15 protein-coding genes are annotated in these 19,427 nt (G+C 70.6%); 8 read left to right on the top strand and 7 right to left on the bottom strand.

What is annotated here, in order from left to right; genetic code table 11:
- Positions 1 to 145 precede the first annotated feature (145 nt).
- The 5 genes from ACFWRV_RS35235 to ACFWRV_RS35215 are packed head-to-tail and all read right to left on the bottom strand — an operon-like array spanning position 146 to position 5,647.
- On the bottom strand, positions 146 to 1,459 hold the full coding sequence (locus tag ACFWRV_RS35235; RefSeq protein ID WP_384340093.1) for a DUF58 domain-containing protein: 1,314 nt from the start codon (positions 1,457 to 1,459) through the stop codon (positions 146 to 148).
- A gap of 10 nt (positions 1,460 to 1,469) precedes the next feature.
- Positions 1,470 to 2,498 (bottom strand): AAA family ATPase, encoded by a 1,029-nt coding sequence (locus ACFWRV_RS35230; RefSeq protein ID WP_384340091.1) that lies wholly within the window; start codon positions 2,496 to 2,498, stop codon positions 1,470 to 1,472.
- A complete protein-coding gene (locus tag ACFWRV_RS35225) occupies positions 2,495 to 3,745 on the bottom strand; it encodes a DUF4350 domain-containing protein (RefSeq protein ID WP_384340089.1) in 1,251 nt (416 codons plus the stop codon). Before ACFWRV_RS35225 ends, ACFWRV_RS35230 begins: the two co-directional genes overlap by 4 nt.
- A complete protein-coding gene (locus ACFWRV_RS35220) occupies positions 3,742 to 4,431 on the bottom strand; it encodes a DUF4129 domain-containing protein (protein ID WP_384340087.1) in 690 nt (229 codons plus the stop codon). Before ACFWRV_RS35220 ends, ACFWRV_RS35225 begins: the two co-directional genes overlap by 4 nt.
- A 4-nt stretch (positions 4,432 to 4,435) precedes the next feature.
- Positions 4,436 to 5,647: a hypothetical protein gene (locus ACFWRV_RS35215; RefSeq protein WP_384340085.1), complete on the bottom strand. Its 1,212-nt coding sequence runs from the start codon at positions 5,645 to 5,647 to the stop codon at positions 4,436 to 4,438.
- Between the two features lie 140 nt (positions 5,648 to 5,787).
- Here ACFWRV_RS35215 and mtnA point away from each other — a divergent pair, with 140 nt between their 5' ends.
- The 7 genes from mtnA to ACFWRV_RS35180 all read left to right on the top strand — a co-directional run bounded on the left by mtnA (position 5,788) and on the right by ACFWRV_RS35180 (position 14,336).
- Positions 5,788 to 6,930 carry an S-methyl-5-thioribose-1-phosphate isomerase gene (mtnA, locus tag ACFWRV_RS35210; RefSeq protein WP_384340083.1) on the top strand — a complete coding sequence of 381 codons (1,143 nt, stop codon included), beginning with the start codon at positions 5,788 to 5,790 and terminating at the stop codon, positions 6,928 to 6,930.
- Between the two features lie 4 nt (positions 6,931 to 6,934).
- Positions 6,935 to 7,624 carry a two-component system response regulator MtrA gene (gene mtrA / locus ACFWRV_RS35205; RefSeq protein WP_007448372.1) on the top strand — a complete coding sequence of 230 codons (690 nt, stop codon included), beginning with the start codon at positions 6,935 to 6,937 and terminating at the stop codon, positions 7,622 to 7,624.
- Between the two features lies 1 nt (position 7,625).
- Positions 7,626 to 9,665, top strand: coding sequence for an MtrAB system histidine kinase MtrB (gene mtrB, locus ACFWRV_RS35200; RefSeq protein ID WP_384340081.1), 2,040 nt, complete (start codon positions 7,626 to 7,628; stop codon positions 9,663 to 9,665).
- Between the two features lie 34 nt (positions 9,666 to 9,699).
- Positions 9,700 to 11,529, top strand: coding sequence for an LpqB family beta-propeller domain-containing protein (locus tag ACFWRV_RS35195; protein WP_384340095.1), 1,830 nt, complete (start codon positions 9,700 to 9,702; stop codon positions 11,527 to 11,529).
- A 90-nt stretch (positions 11,530 to 11,619) separates the two neighbouring features.
- Positions 11,620 to 12,381 carry a ComF family protein gene (locus ACFWRV_RS35190; RefSeq protein ID WP_384340080.1) on the top strand — a complete coding sequence of 254 codons (762 nt, stop codon included), beginning with the start codon at positions 11,620 to 11,622 and terminating at the stop codon, positions 12,379 to 12,381.
- A 326-nt stretch (positions 12,382 to 12,707) separates the two neighbouring features.
- Positions 12,708 to 13,397 (top strand): ribosome hibernation-promoting factor, HPF/YfiA family, encoded by a 690-nt coding sequence (hpf, locus tag ACFWRV_RS35185; protein WP_384340078.1) that lies wholly within the window; start codon positions 12,708 to 12,710, stop codon positions 13,395 to 13,397.
- Between the two features lie 183 nt (positions 13,398 to 13,580).
- Positions 13,581 to 14,336: a response regulator gene (locus ACFWRV_RS35180; RefSeq protein WP_384340076.1), complete on the top strand. Its 756-nt coding sequence runs from the start codon at positions 13,581 to 13,583 to the stop codon at positions 14,334 to 14,336.
- A gap of 46 nt (positions 14,337 to 14,382) precedes the next feature.
- Here the strand turns inward: ACFWRV_RS35180 and ACFWRV_RS35175 are convergent, their stop codons facing one another.
- Together ACFWRV_RS35175 and ACFWRV_RS35170 are read right to left on the bottom strand one after the other, a co-directional pair.
- Positions 14,383 to 15,570 carry a winged helix-turn-helix domain-containing protein gene (locus ACFWRV_RS35175; protein ID WP_384340074.1) on the bottom strand — a complete coding sequence of 396 codons (1,188 nt, stop codon included), beginning with the start codon at positions 15,568 to 15,570 and terminating at the stop codon, positions 14,383 to 14,385.
- Positions 15,571 to 15,644: 74 nt separating this feature from the next.
- Positions 15,645 to 16,256 (bottom strand): GNAT family N-acetyltransferase, encoded by a 612-nt coding sequence (locus tag ACFWRV_RS35170; RefSeq protein ID WP_384340072.1) that lies wholly within the window; start codon positions 16,254 to 16,256, stop codon positions 15,645 to 15,647.
- Positions 16,257 to 16,496: 240 nt separating this feature from the next.
- Here ACFWRV_RS35170 and secA point away from each other — a divergent pair, with 240 nt between their 5' ends.
- A complete protein-coding gene (secA, locus tag ACFWRV_RS35165; protein ID WP_384340070.1) occupies positions 16,497 to 19,319 on the top strand; it encodes a preprotein translocase subunit SecA in 2,823 nt (940 codons plus the stop codon).
- The last annotated feature ends 108 nt before the right edge of the window (positions 19,320 to 19,427 follow it).

Below are 19,427 nucleotides of genomic sequence, written 5' to 3'. Positions count from 1 at the left end.
AGGGGGGACCCTGTGGGAGAGTAGGACGCCGCCGAACAATTTTTCCGGGAAAGCCCCGCACCATTTTGGTGCGGGGCTTTTCTGCGTTCCGGGCCAGGCACGATCGACGGCGAGCAGCCCAGGGCCGGCCGTCTCCGCAGGTCCCTCAGAGACGACCTGCGGCTTTCAGGGCCAAGTACGTATCGGCCAGCGCGGGAGCGAGGTTGTCCGGAGTGGCGTCCACGACGACGACGCCGTGGCGCCGGAGCCTGTCGGCCGTCCGCCGACGGTCGGCCTGGGCCTGGCCGGCGGCTGCCGCGTCGTAGACCGAGTCCACTGTTCCCCGGGCATCGGCCATTTCCTCGATCCGAGGGTCGGAGACCGCGGCCAGGAGAACGGTGTGGCGCTGGGTGAGCTGAGACAGCACCGGGAGAAGCCCCTCCTCGATGGGGGCGGCCTCCAACGTCGTGAGGAGAACGATCAGCGAACCGCGAGGCGCGTCGGTCAGGGCGGCATTGCTCAGGCCGCGAGCGTCCGTCTCGATGAGCTCGGGCTCCAGCGTGGCAAGGGTGTTCATGACGGTGGCCAGGACATTGCCCGACGCCGTTCGGCCTTGGACGCGGGCTCGCACCTGGCGGTCATAGGCGAGGAGGCTCACGCGGTCGCCCGCCCGCATGGCGAGCGCGGTGAGAAGCAGGGTGGCGTCCATCGAGGCGTCCAAGCGGGGAACGTCACCCACCCGTCCTGCTGATGTGCGCCCGGTGTCGAGGACGATCAGGATGTGCCGGTCACGCTCGGGGCGCCATGTCCGGACCGCTACCGCGGACTGGCGCGCGGTGGCCCGCCAGTCGATGGAGCGGGTGTCGTCCCCGGGCACGTAGGCCCGCAGACTGTCGAACTCCGTGCCCTCACCGCGTGTCAGAACACTGGTGCGGCCGTCCAGTTCCCGCAGCCGGGCGAGCCGGGAGGGCAGATGCTTGCGGCTGGTGAACGGTGGCAGGACCCGCACGGTCCACGGAGCCCGGTGCTGGCCCTGGCGTGCGGCGAGGCCGAGCGGGCCGAACGAGCGGACCGTGATGCGTTCAGCCTGGCGTTCGCCGCGACGGGTCGGGCGCAGAACCGTGACCAGGCGTCGCCGTTCCCCGGCGGGAATCGTCAGCGTGTGACGGGAAGCGCGGCGTTCGGTGCCCGGAACCCAGCTGCTCGGGGGCCAGGCATCCCGCAGTTGGGCGCGCAGGCGCCGGCGCGAGGTGTTAGTCACTGTCAGTTGCACTTCTGCCGCGTCACCGAGTCGAACAGATGTGTCGCCGGATCGAGTGAATCGGAGCGTGCGCACTGGCGCGGCCAGGGCGTAGTCGCACAGAATTGCCAGTGAGAGCGGTGCGTTGACCGCCAGCATCCCGGTCCAACTGGGAGCAAGGATGCCTACGGGGAGTGACCCCAAAGCGGCCAGCAGCGCGGTACGTCCGGTGAGGGCCATGGTCACCGCCTCATCGGGGTACGGGGACGTGGGCGAGCACTGAGGCGATGACGGAGTCGGGAGTGACTCCTTCCATTTCCGCCTCGGGCCGCAGGTGGATGCGATGACGGAGCGTGGGGAGCGCCAGGGCCTTCACATCGTCCGGGATGACATAGTCCCGGCCGGTCAGCCAGGCCCAGGCGCGGGCGGTCGACAGCAGTGCGGTGGTGCCTCGGGGGGAGACGCCGAGGGCGAGGGAGGGGGAATCACGCGTGGCACGGCAGATATCCACGACGTAGCCGGCGATCTCGGGAGAGACGGTCGTCTTCGCGACGGCTTCGCGAGCTGCTTCCAGATCGGCGGGCCCGGCAACGGGCCGTATACCGGCGGCCTTCAGGTCGCGCGGGTTGAAGCCGTCGGCGTGACGGGTGAGGACGTCGATCTCGTCCTGTCGCGAGGGCAGCGGAACCGTCAGTTTGAGCAGGAAGCGGTCCAGTTGGGCCTCGGGGAGGGGATAGGTGCCTTCGTACTCGACGGGGTTCTGGGTCGCGGCGACGAGGAAGGGGTCGGGCAGGAGCCGCGGCGTTCCATCGACGGTGACCTGTCGTTCCTCCATCGCCTCCAGGAGGGAGGACTGGGTCTTGGGAGGGGTGCGGTTGATCTCGTCGGCGATCAGCAGGTTGGTGAAGACCGGGCCCGGCTGGAAGGAGAACTCGGCGGTGCGTGCGTCATAGACCAGTGAACCCGTGACGTCGCTGGGCATCAGGTCGGGAGTGAACTGGACGCGCTTCGTGTCGAGTTCGAGTGACGCGGCGAGTGCCCGGACCAGCAGGGTCTTGGCCACTCCGGGCACGCCTTCGAGGAGTACGTGGCCCCGGCAGAGCAGCGCGACGACGAGTCCGGTCACGGCGGGGTCCTGGCCGACGACGGCCTTGGCGATCTCGGAGCGCAGAGCCTCCAAGGAAGCGCGGGCGCTGTCGGACGGCTCCGGTTCCGCAGGCCTCACGGGAGCCGCTGCGGGCACCGTGGGCTCGGCCGGCTCGGGGGTCGGGGCGCTCATGAAGTGCGTACCTCTCTTTCGAGGGCGTCGAGTTGATCGGCGAGGAGTACTAGGGCGGCGTCGGTGGAGGGAGCCGTGCCGAAGAGCAGGGTGCCGAGGTCGCGGTCCGCGGCGGTGATGCGTGCGGACACGGCGGGGAGGAGGACGTCGGGGGTGTGTGCGTCACGGGCCGGCACTCCCGCGAGGGGTGCGATGCGTGTGCGGGTGGTGGCTCGGAGGGCGTCGGCGGCCCGGTCGCGGGCGTTGGCCTTGCGGTAGAGGAGGGAGCGGCCTTCGGCGGATTCGGATGCGCGGATGGCTACCGGCAGCCGTTCCGTCACCAGGGGGCCGAGTCGGCGGGCTCGCCAGATGGCGGCGAGGACTGCGGCGAGGGCGAGTTGAAGCGTTCCCCACAGCCAGCCGGAGGGGACGAGGTCGAGGAAGCTGCTCTCGTCGGCTGCGTCGTCCCTCGCTCCGCCCTCCGACTGTTCCTCGGCCCCGTCGCCTGAGTCGTCGTCATCGGTTGTCGCGGATGGATCGGTGAGAGAGGGGAGGTACCAGACGAGATGAGGCCGAGAACCGAGGAGTTGCAGGGCGAGCGAGGCGTTGCCCTGCTTGTCGAGACGCTCGTTGTGGAGGAAGTCGGGGGAGCCGAGGACGACGGTGTCGCCTCCCGACCCGGTCGGGAGGACAACCAGACTGGGAAGGCCCGCGCTCGGGTAGCAGGTGACGGCGCCGGGGTCCTGCGTCGTGTAACGGGTGCCGCCCATGTCCGCCGTGCCGGCCAGCCGAGCGGCGGGAAGTTCGCAGGCCGGGGCGAGAGCGCTGACGGGGTGGTGCGGTTCGGCGCGGACGCCGGGGGCGAGTCCGGCCGTGGGCTCCGGCCCTGGGGCGACCAGCAGGGTGCGTCCTGCGGAGGCGGAGGCCGCATCGTTCAGTCGGAGCTGCTGCGACCGGGTCAGGAGGTTGGGGCCGGCGACGAGGAGTGTGGTGTCGGGGCCGGTCGCGGCGGCGGCCTCGTCGAGCGTGGTGGCTACGGTGACGGACACGCCGCGTGCCTTGAGGAGTTCTGCCACGGCGCGGCTTCCCTTGGGGTCCGCGGAGCGGGGGTCGAGCTGTCCGTGGTTCGTTCCGGAGCGTACGGCGGCGAACGTGATGCCGGCGACGACGAGGATGAGGACGACGGCCAGAATGCCTCGGGCACGGGTCCAGACCTGGCCCGGGGTGGGCGCCGTCGACGTGGGGGAAGCGGTGGTCGCCGCGGTCATCCGGTGACTCCTCGGGAGGTTCCGGGCAGCAGCGGCTTTGCCTCGTCGAGTTCGAGATCGAGGGTGCGCAGGGACAGGTATGTCGCCTGGTCCGCGGTGCGGCCCCCGTATGTCACGTCGTCGAAGCTGCGGGCGGCGGCGCGCAGCCGGGCGGTGTGCTCGGGCAGGGCGCGGCCCGCTTCGGCTGCGGCTTCGTCCGCGGTGCGGCCGGGGCGGGGGTCGAGCAGGGCACGCTCCTCCAGGGACCGGACGATGGCGCGCATGCGTTCCTGGACGGCTGCGTTCCAGCGCAGGGCCGCGGCGTGGGCTTCGGCGGCGGCGCGGTGCTGGGCCGCACTGCGGGGGCCGTCGCCGTCGAAGAGGGCGTCCGCGCTCCGGGAGGAGCGTTGCGGGGTGCCGAGCCGCCACCAGAGGGCGGCGGCAAGGCCGATGACGACGACGACCAGGACGACGAGTCCGGCAGGGCCGCCGGGGGCCGCGCCCGCGGCGGCGTCGAACACTCCGGCGATCCAGTCCCAGAACTGGTTCAGGGCGCGCTGGAGGAAGTTCGGGTCGTTCTCGTGGTACATCGGCTTGGACAGTTCGCTCTCGGCCGCCTCCCGCGCCGGGAGGCGTGGCGTGTCCACGGGTATGTCGCCCGCTGCGCTGTCCTGCCGTGCTGTGGTGATGCCCCCCGCCCCCGACACCGCATCAGCTCCTGGGGGTGTCGACGCCGTAGCCGGGCAAGCCCGCGGCCCGTGCGAGGTCGAGGTCCAGGGCTTCGCGGCGGATGCGCTGGTCCACGTAGAGGAGGGCCATCACGCCGGCGACGAAGGGGTAGATCAGCGTCGAGACGATCACTTCGCCGATGCCGGTGACGATCAGGAAGGGCCAGCCGAAGGAGGGGGCGGTGCTGCTGAAGAGATCGCTGACCTCGGTTCCGTCGGCGATCACGGCGATGAAGCTGAACGGGATGGAGACGAGGAATGTCAGCAGGAAGGTCAGCAGATAGGTCAGGGCGAGGATCCCGAAGGTGCGCCACCAAGCGCCGCGGACCAGCTTCGCCGACCTCCGCAGCGCGGCCACGATGCTCTGTCGTTCCAGCATCAGTGCGGGGGCTGCCAGGGCGAAGCTGACGTTCAGCCAGAGCATCACGACGCAGGCGGCGGCGAAGCCGAGGAAGGCGAGTGCCGCTCCGGCCTCGGAGCCCAGCAACAGGCCGGGGCCGACGCCCACGGTCATGATGGCGGCCATGATCACGGAGACCAGCACGGTCAGCCCGAGCAGAGGGAGGACGCGGGGGCGGGCTTCGGCCCAGGAGTCGGAGAGCGTGGTGGGGCGGCCCAGCACGGAGCGGCTGATGACCACGGTGACGACCGACGCGGTGAAGAGCGTGGCGATCATCGAGAGGAGGGAGGCCGGCGCCAGGGAGATCAGTGTCGAGCGAGCCGAATCGGCGGCCTGGCGGAGGGCCTCGGAGCCGGTGGCGTTCGGGTCGACGGAGGTCGGTTCCGGCAGCAGATAGCGCTGCATGAGGATGACGGCGGTCTGGGTGACCACCGAGACCGCGAGGCTGAAGCCGAGTGCGGTACGCCAGTGGGCGCGCAGGGCGGACACGGAGCCGTCGAGGATCTCGCCGAGGCTCAGGGGGCGCAGCGGGATGACGCCGGGCTTCGCGGCCGGTGGCGGTCCTGCCCAGCCCTGTCGCTGCGGGCCGCCGCCCCAGCCGGGTGCGGGCGGCCGTGCTCCGGGGCCGCTGCCGGGGTTGCTCGGTGGGGACCACTGCCCGGGGGGCGGCTGCTCGCTGGACCACTGTCCCGTCGGGCCGCTTCCGTCCTGCGGGTCGGAGGGGCGGGGGATCGCCGTCTCCTTGCCGTCGGAGGGGGCAGATCCGGGCGACGCCCAGCCCGGAGAGTCGTTCATTCTCGCTCCTTCACCGTCCTGACCGCTCATCGGGGCGGCAGGTTGGCAGCCATCGTGCCACGCGTCGGTTCGGGGCGGTCCAGCCGCTCCGTCTCCTTCGGGCCTTCAGTTGCGGGTGGCTCAGCGGGCAGACTGGACAGATGGCTGATCAGGACGCGCAATCACCGGTGGGCTTCGAGCCTCCCGCGCTTTCCGTACTCCGCTGGGACGAGCCTCCGGAAGGTCCCGTGCTGGTGCTTCTCGACCAGACGCGGCTGCCCGCCGATGAGGTCGAGCTGGTGTGCACCGATGTGCCCGCTCTGGTGCGGGCGATCCAGACCTTGGCGGTGCGAGGGGCTCCGCTGCTCGGGATCGCCGGGGGCTACGGGGTGGCGCTCGCGGCGGCACGGGGCTTCGATGTCGCGGAGGCGACCGGACTGCTGGAGGGAGCGCGGCCCACCGCGGTGAACCTCGGTTACGGGGTACGGCGAGTGGCGGCCGCCTACTGGGAGGCCGCTGGGAAGGGGGAGGGGGACGAGGCGGCCGCCGCGGCGGCGCTGGCCGAGGCGCGGGCGCTGCACCGGGAGGACGCCCAGGCCAGCAGGCGTATGGCCGAGTACGGCGAGGCGCTGCTGGAGGAGCTGCTGCCGGGCCGCGCGTACCAGCTGCTGACCCACTGCAACACCGGGGCGCTGGTCTCCGGGGGCGAGGGGACGGCCTTCGCGGTGGCGTTGCGGGTGCACCGGCAGGGGCGGCTGCGACGGCTGTGGGTGGACGAGACGCGTCCGCTGCTCCAGGGGGCCCGGCTGACCGCGTACGAGGCGGCGCGCAACGGACTGGCGTACAGCCTGCTCACGGACAACGCGGCGGGGTCCCTGCTCGCGGCGGGAGAGGTCGATGCCGTACTCATAGGGGCGGACCGCATCGCCGCGGACGGCTCGGTGGCCAACAAGGTGGGGAGCTATCCGCTGGCCGTCCTCGCGAAGTACCACCACGTGCCCTTCATCGTGGTGGCCCCGACGACGACCGTGGATCTGGAGACGCCGGACGGCACATCGATCATCGTCGAGCAGCGTTCCGGGAAAGAAGTGACGGAGCTCACATCGCCGCAGGATGTATCGCCCGACGGCGGGGGCGGGATCGTCGTCGCACCCCTCGGGGCCCCGGCGTACAACCCGGCCTTCGACGTCACACCGCCGGAACTGATCACGGCGATCGTCACCGAGGAGGGCGCCATTTCCCCGGTCACGGGGGTCGGACTGGCAGAGCTGTGTGCCAGGTCATCGCAGGTAACGATTAGCTAATGGGATGATGTCGATTATGAAGGGACGCGTCCTTGTCGTCGACGACGACACCGCACTGGCCGAGATGCTCGGGATTGTGCTGCGTGGAGAAGGTTTCGAGCCGTCGTTCGTAGCGGACGGCGACAAGGCACTGGCCGCATTTCGTGAGGCCAAGCCGGACCTGGTGCTGCTCGACCTCATGCTGCCCGGAAGGGACGGCATCGAGGTGTGCAGGCTGATCAGGGCCGAGTCCGGTGTGCCGATCGTCATGCTCACTGCCAAGAGCGACACCGTCGATGTCGTGGTCGGCCTGGAATCAGGGGCCGACGACTACATCGTCAAGCCGTTCAAACCTAAGGAGTTGGTTGCCCGGATCAGGGCACGTCTGCGGCGGTCCGAAGAGCCCGCGCCGGAGCAGCTGACCATCGGTGACCTGGTCATCGACGTGGCCGGCCACTCCGTGAAGCGTGAGGGGCAGTCGATCGCCCTGACTCCGCTGGAGTTCGACCTGCTGGTCGCGCTCGCCCGCAAGCCGTGGCAGGTCTTCACCCGTGAGGTCCTGCTGGAGCAGGTGTGGGGTTATCGCCACGCGGCCGACACCCGCCTGGTGAATGTGCATGTCCAGCGTCTGCGTTCCAAGGTCGAGAAGGACCCGGAACGGCCGGAGATCGTGGTGACGGTCCGAGGCGTCGGCTACAAGGCCGGACCGAGCTGAGATGGCCCGAGGCAGTGCTGCTCCGGGGCCCGGGGAGCCGGGAGTCCGTACGGAGCGGGCTGCCGGCCCGGGACGGAAGGCGTCACGCATGAGCCGTTTCCTGCAGGGCGGCCGGTTGTTCGAGGACCGGACGCCCGGCGGGCCCGTACCGCGGTTGCTGATGCGGTGGGTGCGCCGTCCGCTGCTGCCCGCCGTCCGGTTGTGGCGGCGCAACCTGCAGCTCCGCGTGGTCGCGGGCACCCTCCTGATGTCGATCGGGGTCGTGCTGCTGCTCGGTTTCGTCGTCATCGGGCAGGTGCGCAACGGCCTGCTCGACGCCAAGGGCAAGGCCGCCCAGACCCAGGCCGCCGGCGGTTTCGCCGCGGCCCAGGAGAAGGCGAACGCCCCCCTCGCCCCGGGCGGGCAGGGGAGCGAGGGCGCCGACGGTATGACCGGCAGCACCTCCTGGCGCACCGAGCTCGTCGACCAGCTCGCCAGCGGCGGCAAGAACGCCTTCAACGTGGTGGCGCTCAGCGCGGACTCGGTGACCGAGGGTGCGGGCAGCCGTGCCGCACGCGGTTCCGGCAGCGTCGAGGCGTCCAGCGTGCCCGAGCGCCTGCGTCAGAACGTGAGCAAGGGGCAGGGCGCCTTCCAGACGTACTCCCTGATCCAGTACTCGTACGGCAACGCGTCGCAGCCGGGGCTCGTCGTCGGCAAGCGGCTCTACGACATCGATCAGCAGCCCTACGAGCTCTACTACCTCTTCCCGCTCACGCAGGAGGAGAAGTCCCTGACGCTGGTCAAGACGACCCTGGCGACCGCCGGGCTGTTCGTCGTCGTGCTGCTGGGGGCCATCGCCTGGTTCGTGGTGCGGCAGGTCGTCACACCCGTGCGGATGGCGGCCGGCATCGCCGAGCGGCTCTCCGCGGGCAAGCTCCAGGAACGGATGAAGGTCACCGGCGAGGACGACATCGCCCGGCTCGGCGAGGCGTTCAACAAGATGGCCCAGAACCTCCAGCTGAAGATCCAGCAGCTGGAGGAGCTCTCCCGGATGCAGCGGCGCTTCGTCTCCGACGTCTCGCACGAGCTGCGGACCCCCCTCACGACCGTACGGATGGCCGCCGACGTCATCCACGAGGCGCGTGCCGACTTCGACCCCGTCACCGCGCGCTCCGCCGAGCTGCTGGGCGACCAGCTCGACCGGTTCGAGTCGCTGCTCGCCGATCTGCTGGAGATCAGCCGCTTCGACGCGGGCGCCGCGGCCCTGGAGGCCGAGCCGATAGACCTGCGGACCGTGGTGCACCGCGTGATCGGCGGCGCCGAACCGCTCGCCGAGCGCAAGGGCACCCGGATCCTGGTCGTCGGCGACGACCAGCCGGTGATCGCCGAGGCCGATGCCCGCCGCGTCGAACGCGTCCTGCGCAACCTCGTCGTCAACGCCGTCGAGCACGGCGAGGGCCGGGACGTCGTGGTGCGGATGGGCGTGGCACAGGGCGCGGTCGCCGTGGCCGTCCGGGACTACGGGGTCGGGCTCAAGCCCGGCGAGGCGACCCGGGTATTCAACCGGTTCTGGCGCGCCGACCCGGCGCGGGCCCGGACGACCGGCGGGACGGGTCTCGGCCTGTCGATCGCCGTGGAGGACGCCCGGCTGCACGGCGGCTGGCTCCAGGCCTGGGGCGAGCCGGGCGGCGGCTCCCAGTTCCGGCTGACCCTGCCGCGTACGGCGGACGAGCCCCTGCGCGGTTCGCCGATACCGCTGGAGCCCGAGGACTCGCGGCGCAACCGGGAGAACCGGGAGCGCGACGAGACCGGGTCGGGTACGTCGGACGACCACCGGCTGATGTCCGTGCCGCCCCAGCCGGGAGCGGGCGAGCGTGCGCCGCTGCCCGTGCCCGGCCGCGGCCCCGCCGTCCGCAACGGCGCTTCCCCGCCGGCGCACCCCGCCGCGCTGCCCGGCAACGGAGCACGTGTCGTGGCGCGCCAGGCCCAGGAACGTCCCGGTGGACGCGTGGGCACCGGCGTACCGAATTCCGACCAGGAGGACACCACTCGTGGGTACTGACCGCCGTCCTGGCGGCCACGGACGGGCGGTGCGGATGTCCGCGCTGCTGGGCTGCGGCATCGTCGTGCTGGCCGGATGCGGCTCGATGCCGGTGACCGGGGACGTCAAGGCGGTCGACGCCTCGCAGCCCGGGGACTCGCAGGTGCAGGTGTACGCGGTGGCGCCCCGGGAAGGCGCGTCGCCCAGCGAGATCGTCGACGGCTTCCTGGAGTCGATGACCAGCGACGATCCCGCGTTCGCGACCACGCGGAAGTACCTGAGCGCCGATGCCCGGCGTACCTGGCAGCCGAGCGGAAGCACCACGGTTCTGGCCCAGGCTCCCAACCGCAGCGGCCCCCTGCTCCACGACGAGGACAACCGGGCCACCCGGGACCGGGAGACGACCTACACCCTGACCGGCGAGAAGGTCGCGGCGGTCGACGCCCAGAGCTCCTACCAGCCGCTCGCGCCCACCGCCTACTCCCAGACCCTGCAGCTGGTGCTGGAACAGGTGGCGGAGGGGAAGAAGGAGTGGCGCATCGACGTCGTACCGGACGGCCTGGTCCTCGGGCAGTCCGACTTCAAGCGGCTCTACCGCTCCGTGAACAAGTACTACTACGCCACCGGGCGCACCAACGGCCGGTCGACGCTCGTCGCGGACCCCGTCTACGTGCGCAACCGCACGGATCCGGTCACGCGCATGGACACCGCCACACAGACGGTCAGGACACTGCTCGCCGGGCCGACGAACTGGCTGCGGCCCGTGGTCGACTCCCGGTTCCCGACGGGGACCGCTCTGCGCAAGGGCGTCACCGCGCTGGCGCCCGACGATCAGAACGTCCTGAAGGTGCCGCTCAACGAGAAGGCCGACACGGCGGGCCGGAGCGCCTGCCGGATGATGGCAGCCCAAGTGCTCTTCACGCTCCGGGATCTGACCTCGGCCCGGGTCGAGCGGGTGGAACTGGAGGGCGGCGAGGGCCGGCTCTGCGCACTGGACGCCGACGACGCGCCGGGGTTCTCCGCCGACCCCGGCTCCGACGGTGCCGACAGCCAGTACTTCATCAACGACAAGGGCCAGGTCGAGCGGATCCCCGGCTCCACCGACGGCACCGGAACTCCCGAGCCCGTGACCGGCCCCCTCGGCGCGGGCACCGTCCCGATGGGCGCCGTCGGGGTGGCCCGGGACGAAGAGCGGGCCGCCGCGGTCTCCTCCCAGGGGCAGAACCTCTACGTGTCCTCCCTGGAGACGGAGGGCGAGCTGGCCGAGCCCCTTGTCACCAGCGCCGCGAAGAAGGCCGCCGACCGGCTGTCGCCGCCGAGCTGGGACGGCCGCGGCGACCTGTGGGTCGCCGACCGTGATCCGGCGGGCCCCAGGCTGCTGAGGCTGGCCGGGGGCACGGGCGAGCCGCAGGAGGTCCGGGTACCGGGCCTCGACGGCGCCCGGATCGAGGAGCTCCGGATGTCCGCGGACGGGGTGCGGATCGCTCTGCTGCTGACGGAGGACGGCCGGACGACGCTGAACATCGGCCGGGTCGAGCGCCGGGGATCCCCCGTGGCGCCCGAGATCTCGGTCGAGGACCTGCGCCAGGCCGCACCGCAGCTCACCGATGTGTCGGCCATCTCCTGGTCGGGACGCAGCCGTCTGGTGGTGGTCGGCAAGGAGGAGGGCGGCGTCCAGCAGGTGCGTTACGTGCAGGCGGACGGCTCCACGTCCGCCTCGGGGGCGCTCCCCGGGGTGAACCAGGTCCAGTCGGTCGCCGCGGCGGACGACGAGCTGCTCCCGCTGATGGCGGAGACCGTCGGCGACGGCATAGTGAAGCTCTCGCCCGGGGACAACTGGCAGACGGTGCTCAAGCAGGGCACGTCGTTGGTCTACCCCGGCTGATCCGGTAGCTGGGGACCCGGGCGTGCTCCGCCGGGCCCCGGGTTTTCCACAGGGGTGGTCCGGTCTCGGCGGGCCCGGCACAGTGGGCTCATGCGGAACGCGTGGCGGGAGCTGTCCGGTCTGCTTCTGCCGGTGGCCTGCGCCGGCTGCGGCAGGCCGCGCACCGAGCTGTGTGCGGCCTGCGGTGCCGCGCTGCACGGCGTGCCCGCCCGCCGGGTGCGGCCCTCGCCCCGGCCGCCGGGCCTTCCGGCGGTGTATGCGGCCGCGCCGTACGAGAACGCCGTACGCGCGGTTCTGCTGGCCCACAAGGAGCGCGGGGCACTCGGGTTGGCGGGGGCACTCGGACGAGCCCTGGCGGGTTGCGTACGGGCCGGGACGGGGCGGCCGGGCGATGCGGGAGGCTCACGGCTCGCGGCACCCCTGCTGCTGGTTCCCGTGCCTTCCGCGCGCTCCTCGACCGCGGCGCGCGGCCACGACCCGGTGCGGAGGATCGCCGTCACGGCCGCGCGGGACCTGCGGCGCGTGGGCCTGCCGGCCCAGGTGCTTCCGCTGCTCCGGCAGCGGCGGGCGGTCGCGGACCAGGCGGGGCTCGGCGCGCGACAGCGGCGGGCGAATCTGGCCGGCGCACTGGAGCTCACAGCGGGGGGAGGGCGGCTCCTGCGGCGCGGCCTTCTCCCTCACGGCCGGGTGATCCTGGTCGACGATCTGTTGACGACGGGATCGACGCTGGCGGAGGCGGCACGGGCCGTCGGTGAGGCGTACGGCACCGGTCGGGAGCTCTCCGCGCACGGAGAGTGCAGGGCGGCGGTCGTCGCAGCCTCTCCCTCCGCCTTCGAAATAAACCGGAACTGACCGAGAACCCGCATCGTTGCAGGTAATGAGAGGGCAATACCCCCTGAATGGAGGTACGTGCCAGTAGCGGGTGCCGAGACCCTGCTGTGCAGGCTATGTTCGGTTGTGAGGAACGGTGAATGCCGGACCTCGATGAATGCACCATCAGGTTTCGGGCAGGTAACTCACCGGTAGGAGAAGCACGCAAGTCGGTGGGGTTGCGACCCTTCCGACGGGGGAGGAGGAGGCGAAAGCCACCGAGTCCGAGGCCCTGGTGATCTCCGGGGCCTGGTGCAAAAGGGAGATGCCCCGCCGCTGAGCGGGGCGATCCGGGAACGGAGTTCTGCGTGGACATCGTCGTCAAGGGCCGCAAGACCGAGGTGCCCGAGCGGTTCCGCAAGCACGTGGCCGAGAAGCTGAAGCTGGACAAGATCCAGAAGTTCGACGGCAAGGTGATCAGCCTCGACGTCGAGGTGTCCAAGGAGCCGAATCCCCGTCAGGCCGACCGTTCCGACCGGGTGGAGATCACGCTCCGCTCCAGGGGACCGGTCATCCGGGCGGAAGCGGCGGCGGGCGACCCTTACGCAGCGCTCGACCTGGCCACCGGAAAGCTGGAGGCCCGGCTGCGCAAGCAGCACGACAAGCGCTACAGCCGCCGAGGCAACGGCCGTCTGTCGGCTGCCGAGGTCGGGGACGTGGTCCCCGGCGTCGCTTCGTTCGACGAGGACGGTGAGCTGGTCGGCGACCAGCCGCCGGCGCCCGTCCCCACCACGAAGATCGGCTCGCTCGAAGTACAGGGCGAAGGGCCGCTCGTGATGCGCGAGAAGACCCACACCGCCGCACCGATGTCGCTCGACCAGGCGCTCTACGAGATGGAACTGGTCGGCCACGACTTCTACTTGTTCGTCGACTCCGAGACGAAGGAGCCCAGCGTCGTCTACCGGCGACACGCCTACGACTACGGCGTCATCCACCTGAGGACCGACCCGCTCGCCTCGGACGAGGCAGGCGGCGCGGGCGGCGCGCTCGGCGGCTGAGGCCACATCGTCGGGGTGCCCCCGGGGCGTTTTCGCGCCGACGGGGGCACCCGTGCACGGGCTCAGGGCCACCGTGCCGGGGTCCGGGCATGGAATCATGGCGGCCCGAGCCAATCGGTGTTCTGTGAAGTGCCGTTGGCGAACGACCGACACTTCAGGCCGTGGCCTTCAGGGGGAGGAACGATGGCGGACACCTTCGGGCCCGTGCGCGATGCGAATGACTCCGACGACGACACCGGTGCGTATACCGGCACGGACGCGGACGGCGCTTCACGCAAGGAGCCCATCAGGGTCCTCGTGGTCGATGACCACGCGCTCTTCCGCAGGGGTCTGGAGATCGTCCTCGCGCAGGAGGAGGACATCCAGGTCATCGGCGAGGCCGGGGACGGCTCCGAGGCGGTCGACAAGGCCGCCGACCTGCTGCCCGACATCGTTCTGATGGATGTCCGGATGCCCAAACGCGGCGGCATCGAGGCCTGCACCGCCATCAAGGAGGTGGCGCCCAGCGCGAAGATCATCATGCTGACGATCAGCGACGAGGAGGCGGACCTCTACGAGGCGATCAAGGCGGGCGCGACCGGATATCTCCTCAAGGAGATCTCCACCGACGAGGTCGCCACAGCCATTCGCGCGGTCGCCGACGGGCAGTCCCAGATCAGCCCTTCCATGGCCTCCAAGCTGCTCACCGAGTTCAAGTCGATGATCCAGCGCACCGACGAGCGGCGGCTCGTTCCGGCGCCCCGGCTCACCGAACGCGAGCTGGAAGTGCTGAAACTCGTGGCGACCGGCATGAACAACCGGGATATCGCCAAGGAGTTGTTCATTTCCGAGAACACGGTGAAGAACCACGTCCGCAATATCCTGGAGAAACTGCAGCTGCACTCCCGGATGGAAGCCGTGGTCTATGCCATGCGCGAGAAGATCCTGGAGATCAGGTAGCGGGCGGCTCCGGCCCCCGGTACCGGCCGGGAGCGGCGGTGGGCGGTCAGCGGTAGGCGCGCTGGAGCGCCCGGCCGATCTCCGTCCTGAGCGGCTCGCGCAGCTCCGGGGCGTCCACCCGGTCCACCCGGATGTCCGTGCACCCCACCCAGGCCGCCGCCTCCACCAGGGCCTCGGCCATCGGGGCCACCGCCTTCGGGCCGGCCAGCGAGGCCTGCTTGGCGACCAGCGTGGTTCCCTCGCGCGCCGGGTCGACCCGGCCCTGGAGCTTCCCGCCCGCGAGCAACGGCATCGCGAAATAGCCGTGGATCCGCTTCTGCTTGGGCACGTAGGCCTCCAGCCGGTGGGTGAAGTCGAAGATCCGCTCGGTGCGCGCCCGTTCCCAGACCAGGGAGTCGAACGGCGACAACAGCGTCGTACGGTGGCGGCCGCGTGGCTCCTTGGCCATGGCCTCCGGGTCTGCCCAGGCCGGCTTCGCCCAGCCCTCCACCACGACCGGTACCAGGCCCGAGTCCGCCACCACGGCGTCGAACTCCTCGCCCTTCAGCCGGTGGTAGTCGGCGATGTCGCTGCGGGTGCCGACGCCCAGGGACTTGCCCGCCAGTGCGACCAGCCGCCGCCGGCACTCGGCGTCGCTCAGCTCGTCGTGCAGCAGGGCGTCCGGAATGGCCCGCTCGGCCAGGTCGTAGACCCGCTTCCAGCCGCGCCGCTCGGTGCACACCACCTCGCCGTACATCAGGGCCCGCTCGACGGCGACCTTGGACGCCGACCAGTCCCACCACTCGCCGCCGTTCTTCGCGCCGCCCAGCTCGGTCGCCGTCAACGGGCCCTCGTCGCGCAGCTGCTTGATCACGGTGTCGTACACACCGTCGGGCAGATCGTGGCCCCAGTGCGGGCGGGAGCGGTAGGCGCGGCGGCGGAACGCGAAGTGCGGCCACTCCTCGACGGGCAGGATGCACGCGGCGTGCGACCAGTACTCGAAGGTCCGGCCGCCCGACCAGTAGGCGTCCTCCACGGTCCGGCGGCCCACCGGGCCGAGCCGGGCGTAGGGAATCAGCTCGTGCGAGCGGGCCAGCACCGAGATCGTGTCCAGCTGGACCGCGCCGAGGTGGCGCAGCACCCCCGGCACCCCTCCCCGGCGGTCCGGTGCCCCCAGGAAGCCCTGGGCGCGCAGGGCGATGCGGCGGGCCTGGTCGGCGGAGAGTTCGACTGCGGGAGGAGGCACAGGCGTCATACGTCGAACCCTAGACGGCGCCACTGACAGTCCGACCCCGGATGTCGTACGCGGATCACGGGCACACCTGGGGGTCAGCGTCCGGAGTCCGGGGCTCCGCCGATCCGGGGGGCGTGCCGCTCCGGGACGTACGGGTGGGTGCCCGCGAGGCCCAGGTCGGACGGGATCAGGGCCGCCGTCCAGGCGTCGCGCCGCACCCCCTTGTTGAGCAGCCCGGACCGCTGTTCGCCCTCCAGCCGGAACCCCGCCCGCAGGGCGACCGCCCGGGAGGCCAGGTTGCCGATCTCGGCCCGCCACTCCAGCCGGTCCGCCCCCAGCGACGCGAAGGCCCAGCGGGCGGAGCCGAGCACCGCCTCGGTGACGTAGCCGCGGCCGCGGTGCTCCTTGGTGGACCAGTAGCCCACCTCGTACGTTCCCGGCCGGCTGCGGCGGTCGATGCCGAGCGCCCCGACGAGCGTCCCGGCATCCCGCAGCACCAGGGCGAAGCCGTAGGAGGAGTCTTCCTGCCAGCCCGCCGGGGCGAGTTTCGTGGTGAACAGTTCCGCGTCGGTGAGGCGGTACGGGGAGGGGATCACCGTCCAGCGCTGGATGTCCGGGTCCTGACAGGCGGCGTGCACCCGGTAGGTGTCCTGCGGGCCGAAGGGCCGCAGGAGCAGGCGTTCCGTGGTGAGGGTGATCGGCTCCATGGGCCGATTCTCGTGAGCCCGATGCCGTGATGCGAGCACTTTTCGGGCTTCCCGGCACCTTCCGTGCGTCTGGACCGTTGTCCTATAAGGGTGCGGCGAGGTCCACGCGACGGCAGCCCTCCCGACGCGGTGGTGTCCTCGCTTACGATGGCCGTTGCGGTGGGGCCCACCTGCCGTGCCCGCGCCAGAGTCCATTACACGACCCAGTGCCAGGCCCGACCGGCAAGGAGACCAGCCTCAGTGTCCGTCTTCAACAAGCTCATGCGTGCAGGCGAAGGCAAGATCCTGCGCAAACTGCACCGCATCGCGGACCAGGTCAGCTCCATCGAAGAGGACTTCGTCAACCTCTCCGACGCCGAGCTGCGGGCGCTCACCGACGAGTACAAGGAACGGTACGCGGACGGCGAGAGCCTGGACGACCTGCTTCCCGAAGCGTTCGCCACGGTCCGTGAGGCCGCGAAGCGCGTCCTCGGACAGCGCCACTACGACGTCCAGATGATGGGCGGAGCCGCCCTGCACCTCGGTTATGTGGCCGAGATGAAGACCGGTGAGGGCAAGACCCTCGTCGGCACCCTGCCCACGTATCTGAACGCGCTCTCCGGCAAGGGCGTGCACCTGATCACGGTCAACGACTATCTCGCCGAGCGTGACTCCGAGATGATGGGCCGGGTCCACAAGTTCCTCGGTCTGACCGTCGGCTGCATCGTCTCCAACATGACGCCGGCACAGCGCCGTGAGCAGTACGGCTGCGACATCACGTACGGCACGAACAACGAGTTCGGCTTCGACTACCTGCGCGACAACATGGCGTGGTCCAAGGACGAGCTCGTCCAGCGCGGCCACAACTTCGCCGTGGTCGACGAGGTCGACTCGATCCTCGTCGACGAGGCCCGTACGCCGCTGATCATCTCCGGCCCGGCCGACCAGGCCACCAAGTGGTACGGCGACTTCGCCAAGCTGGTCACGCGTCTCACCAGGGGTGAGGCGGGCAACCAGCTCAAGGGCATCGAGGAGACCGGCGACTACGAGGTCGACGAGAAGAAGCGGACCGTGGCCATCCATGAGTCCGGTGTCGCCAAGGTCGAGGACTGGCTCGGCATCGACAACCTCTACGAGTCGGTGAACACCCCGCTCGTCGGCTATCTGAACAACGCCATCAAGGCGAAGGAACTGTTCAAGAAGGACAAGGACTACGTCGTCATCGACGGCGAAGTCATGATCGTCGACGAGCACACCGGCCGTATCCTCGCCGGCCGCCGCTACAACGAGGGCATGCACCAGGCGATCGAGGCGAAGGAAGGGGTGGACATCAAGGACGAGAATCAGACCCTCGCCACGATCACCCTGCAGAACTTCTTCCGCCTCTACGACAAGCTCTCCGGCATGACCGGTACGGCGATGACCGAGGCCGCCGAGTTCCACCAGATCTACAAGCTCGGCGTGGTCCCGATCCCGACGAACCGGCCGATGGTCCGCGCCGACCAGTCGGACCTGATCTACCGCACCGAGGTCGCCAAGTTCGCCGCGGTCGTCGACGACATCGCCGAGAAGCACGAGAAGGGGCAGCCGATCCTGGTCGGTACCACCTCGGTCGAGAAGTCCGAGTACCTTTCGCAGCAGCTCTCCAAGCGCGGCGTCCAGCACGAGGTCCTCAACGCCAAGCAGCACGACCGGGAGGCGACGATCGTCGCCCAGGCGGGCCGCAAGGGCGCCGTCACCGTCGCGACGAACATGGCCGGCCGAGGCACCGACATCAAGCTCGGCGGCAACCCGGACGACCTCGCCGAGGCGGAGCTGCGCCAGCGCGGCCTCGACCCGGTGGAGAACGTCGAGGAGTGGGCGGCCGCGCTGCCCGCCGCGCTGGAGTCGGCCGAGCTGGCCGTGAAGGCGGAGTTCGAAGAGGTCAAGGATCTCGGCGGGCTGTACGTGCTCGGCACGGAGCGGCACGAGTCGCGCCGTATCGACAACCAGCTCCGCGGTCGTTCCGGCCGGCAGGGCGACCCGGGCGAGTCCCGCTTCTACCTGTCGCTGGGCGACGACCTGATGCGCCTGTTCAAGGCCCAGATGGTCGAGCGCGTCATGTCGATGGCGAACGTCCCGGACGACGTGCCGATCGAGAACAAGATGGTCACCCGCGCCATCGCCTCCGCCCAGTCGCAGGTCGAGCAGCAGAATTTCGAGACGCGTAAGAACGTCCTGAAGTACGACGAGGTGCTCAACCGGCAGCGCGAGGTCATCTACGGCGAGCGCCGCCGCGTTCTGGAGGGCGAGGACCTCCAGGACCAGATCCGGCACTTCATGGACGACACGATCGACGACTACATCCGGCAGGAGACCGCCGAGGGCTTCGCGGAGGAGTGGGACCTGGACCGGCTGTGGGGCGCCTTCAAGCAGCTCTACCCGGTGAAGGTCACCGTCGAGGAGCTGGAGGAGGCTGCCGGGGACCTGGCGGGCGTCACCGCCGACTTCATCGCCGAGTCGGTCAAGAACGACATCCACGAGCAGTACGAGGAGCGCGAGAACACCCTCGGCTCCGACATCATGCGTGAGCTGGAGCGACGCGTCGTCCTCTCGGTGCTCGACCGCAAGTGGCGCGAGCACCTCTACGAGATGGACTACCTCCAGGAGGGCATCGGCCTGCGGGCCATGGCGCAGAAGGACCCGCTGGTCGAGTACCAGCGCGAGGGCTTCGACATGTTCAACGCCATGATGGAGGGCATCAAGGAGGAGTCCGTCGGCTACCTGTTCAACCTGGAGGTCCAGGTCGAGCAGCAGGTCGAGGAGGTTCCGGTGCAGGACGGCGCCGAGCGCACCTCGCTGGAGAAGGAGGGCGCCGCTGCCGCCCCGCAGATCCGCGCCAAGGGCCTGGAGGCCCCGCAGCGGCCGGACCGGCTCCACTTCTCCGCTCCCACGGTGGACGGCGAAGGCGGTGTCGTCGAGGGCGACTTCGCCAACGATGACGCCACCGGTGACACGCGGTCCGGTTCTGCCGACGGCATGACGCGTGCGGAGCGCCGCAAGGCCCAGAAGAGCGGCGGCGGCGGTCGCCGCCGCAAGAAGTAGCGGCAGGGGCTGTACCCCGGCAGGGGCCGGACACCGGGAGGGGTCCGGCCCCAGCGGCGTGTGCCCGGTGACCGCGGGCGGGTGTGGCCGGGCGGGAGGCGGTGGGCG

It is taken from the genome of Streptomyces sp. NPDC058576, assembly GCF_042718715.1.
GTDB lineage: Bacteria > Actinomycetota > Actinomycetes > Streptomycetales > Streptomycetaceae > Streptomyces.
The sequence above is the reverse complement of the archived record's forward strand: the minus strand, read 5'-3'. Positions and strand labels throughout refer to the sequence as shown.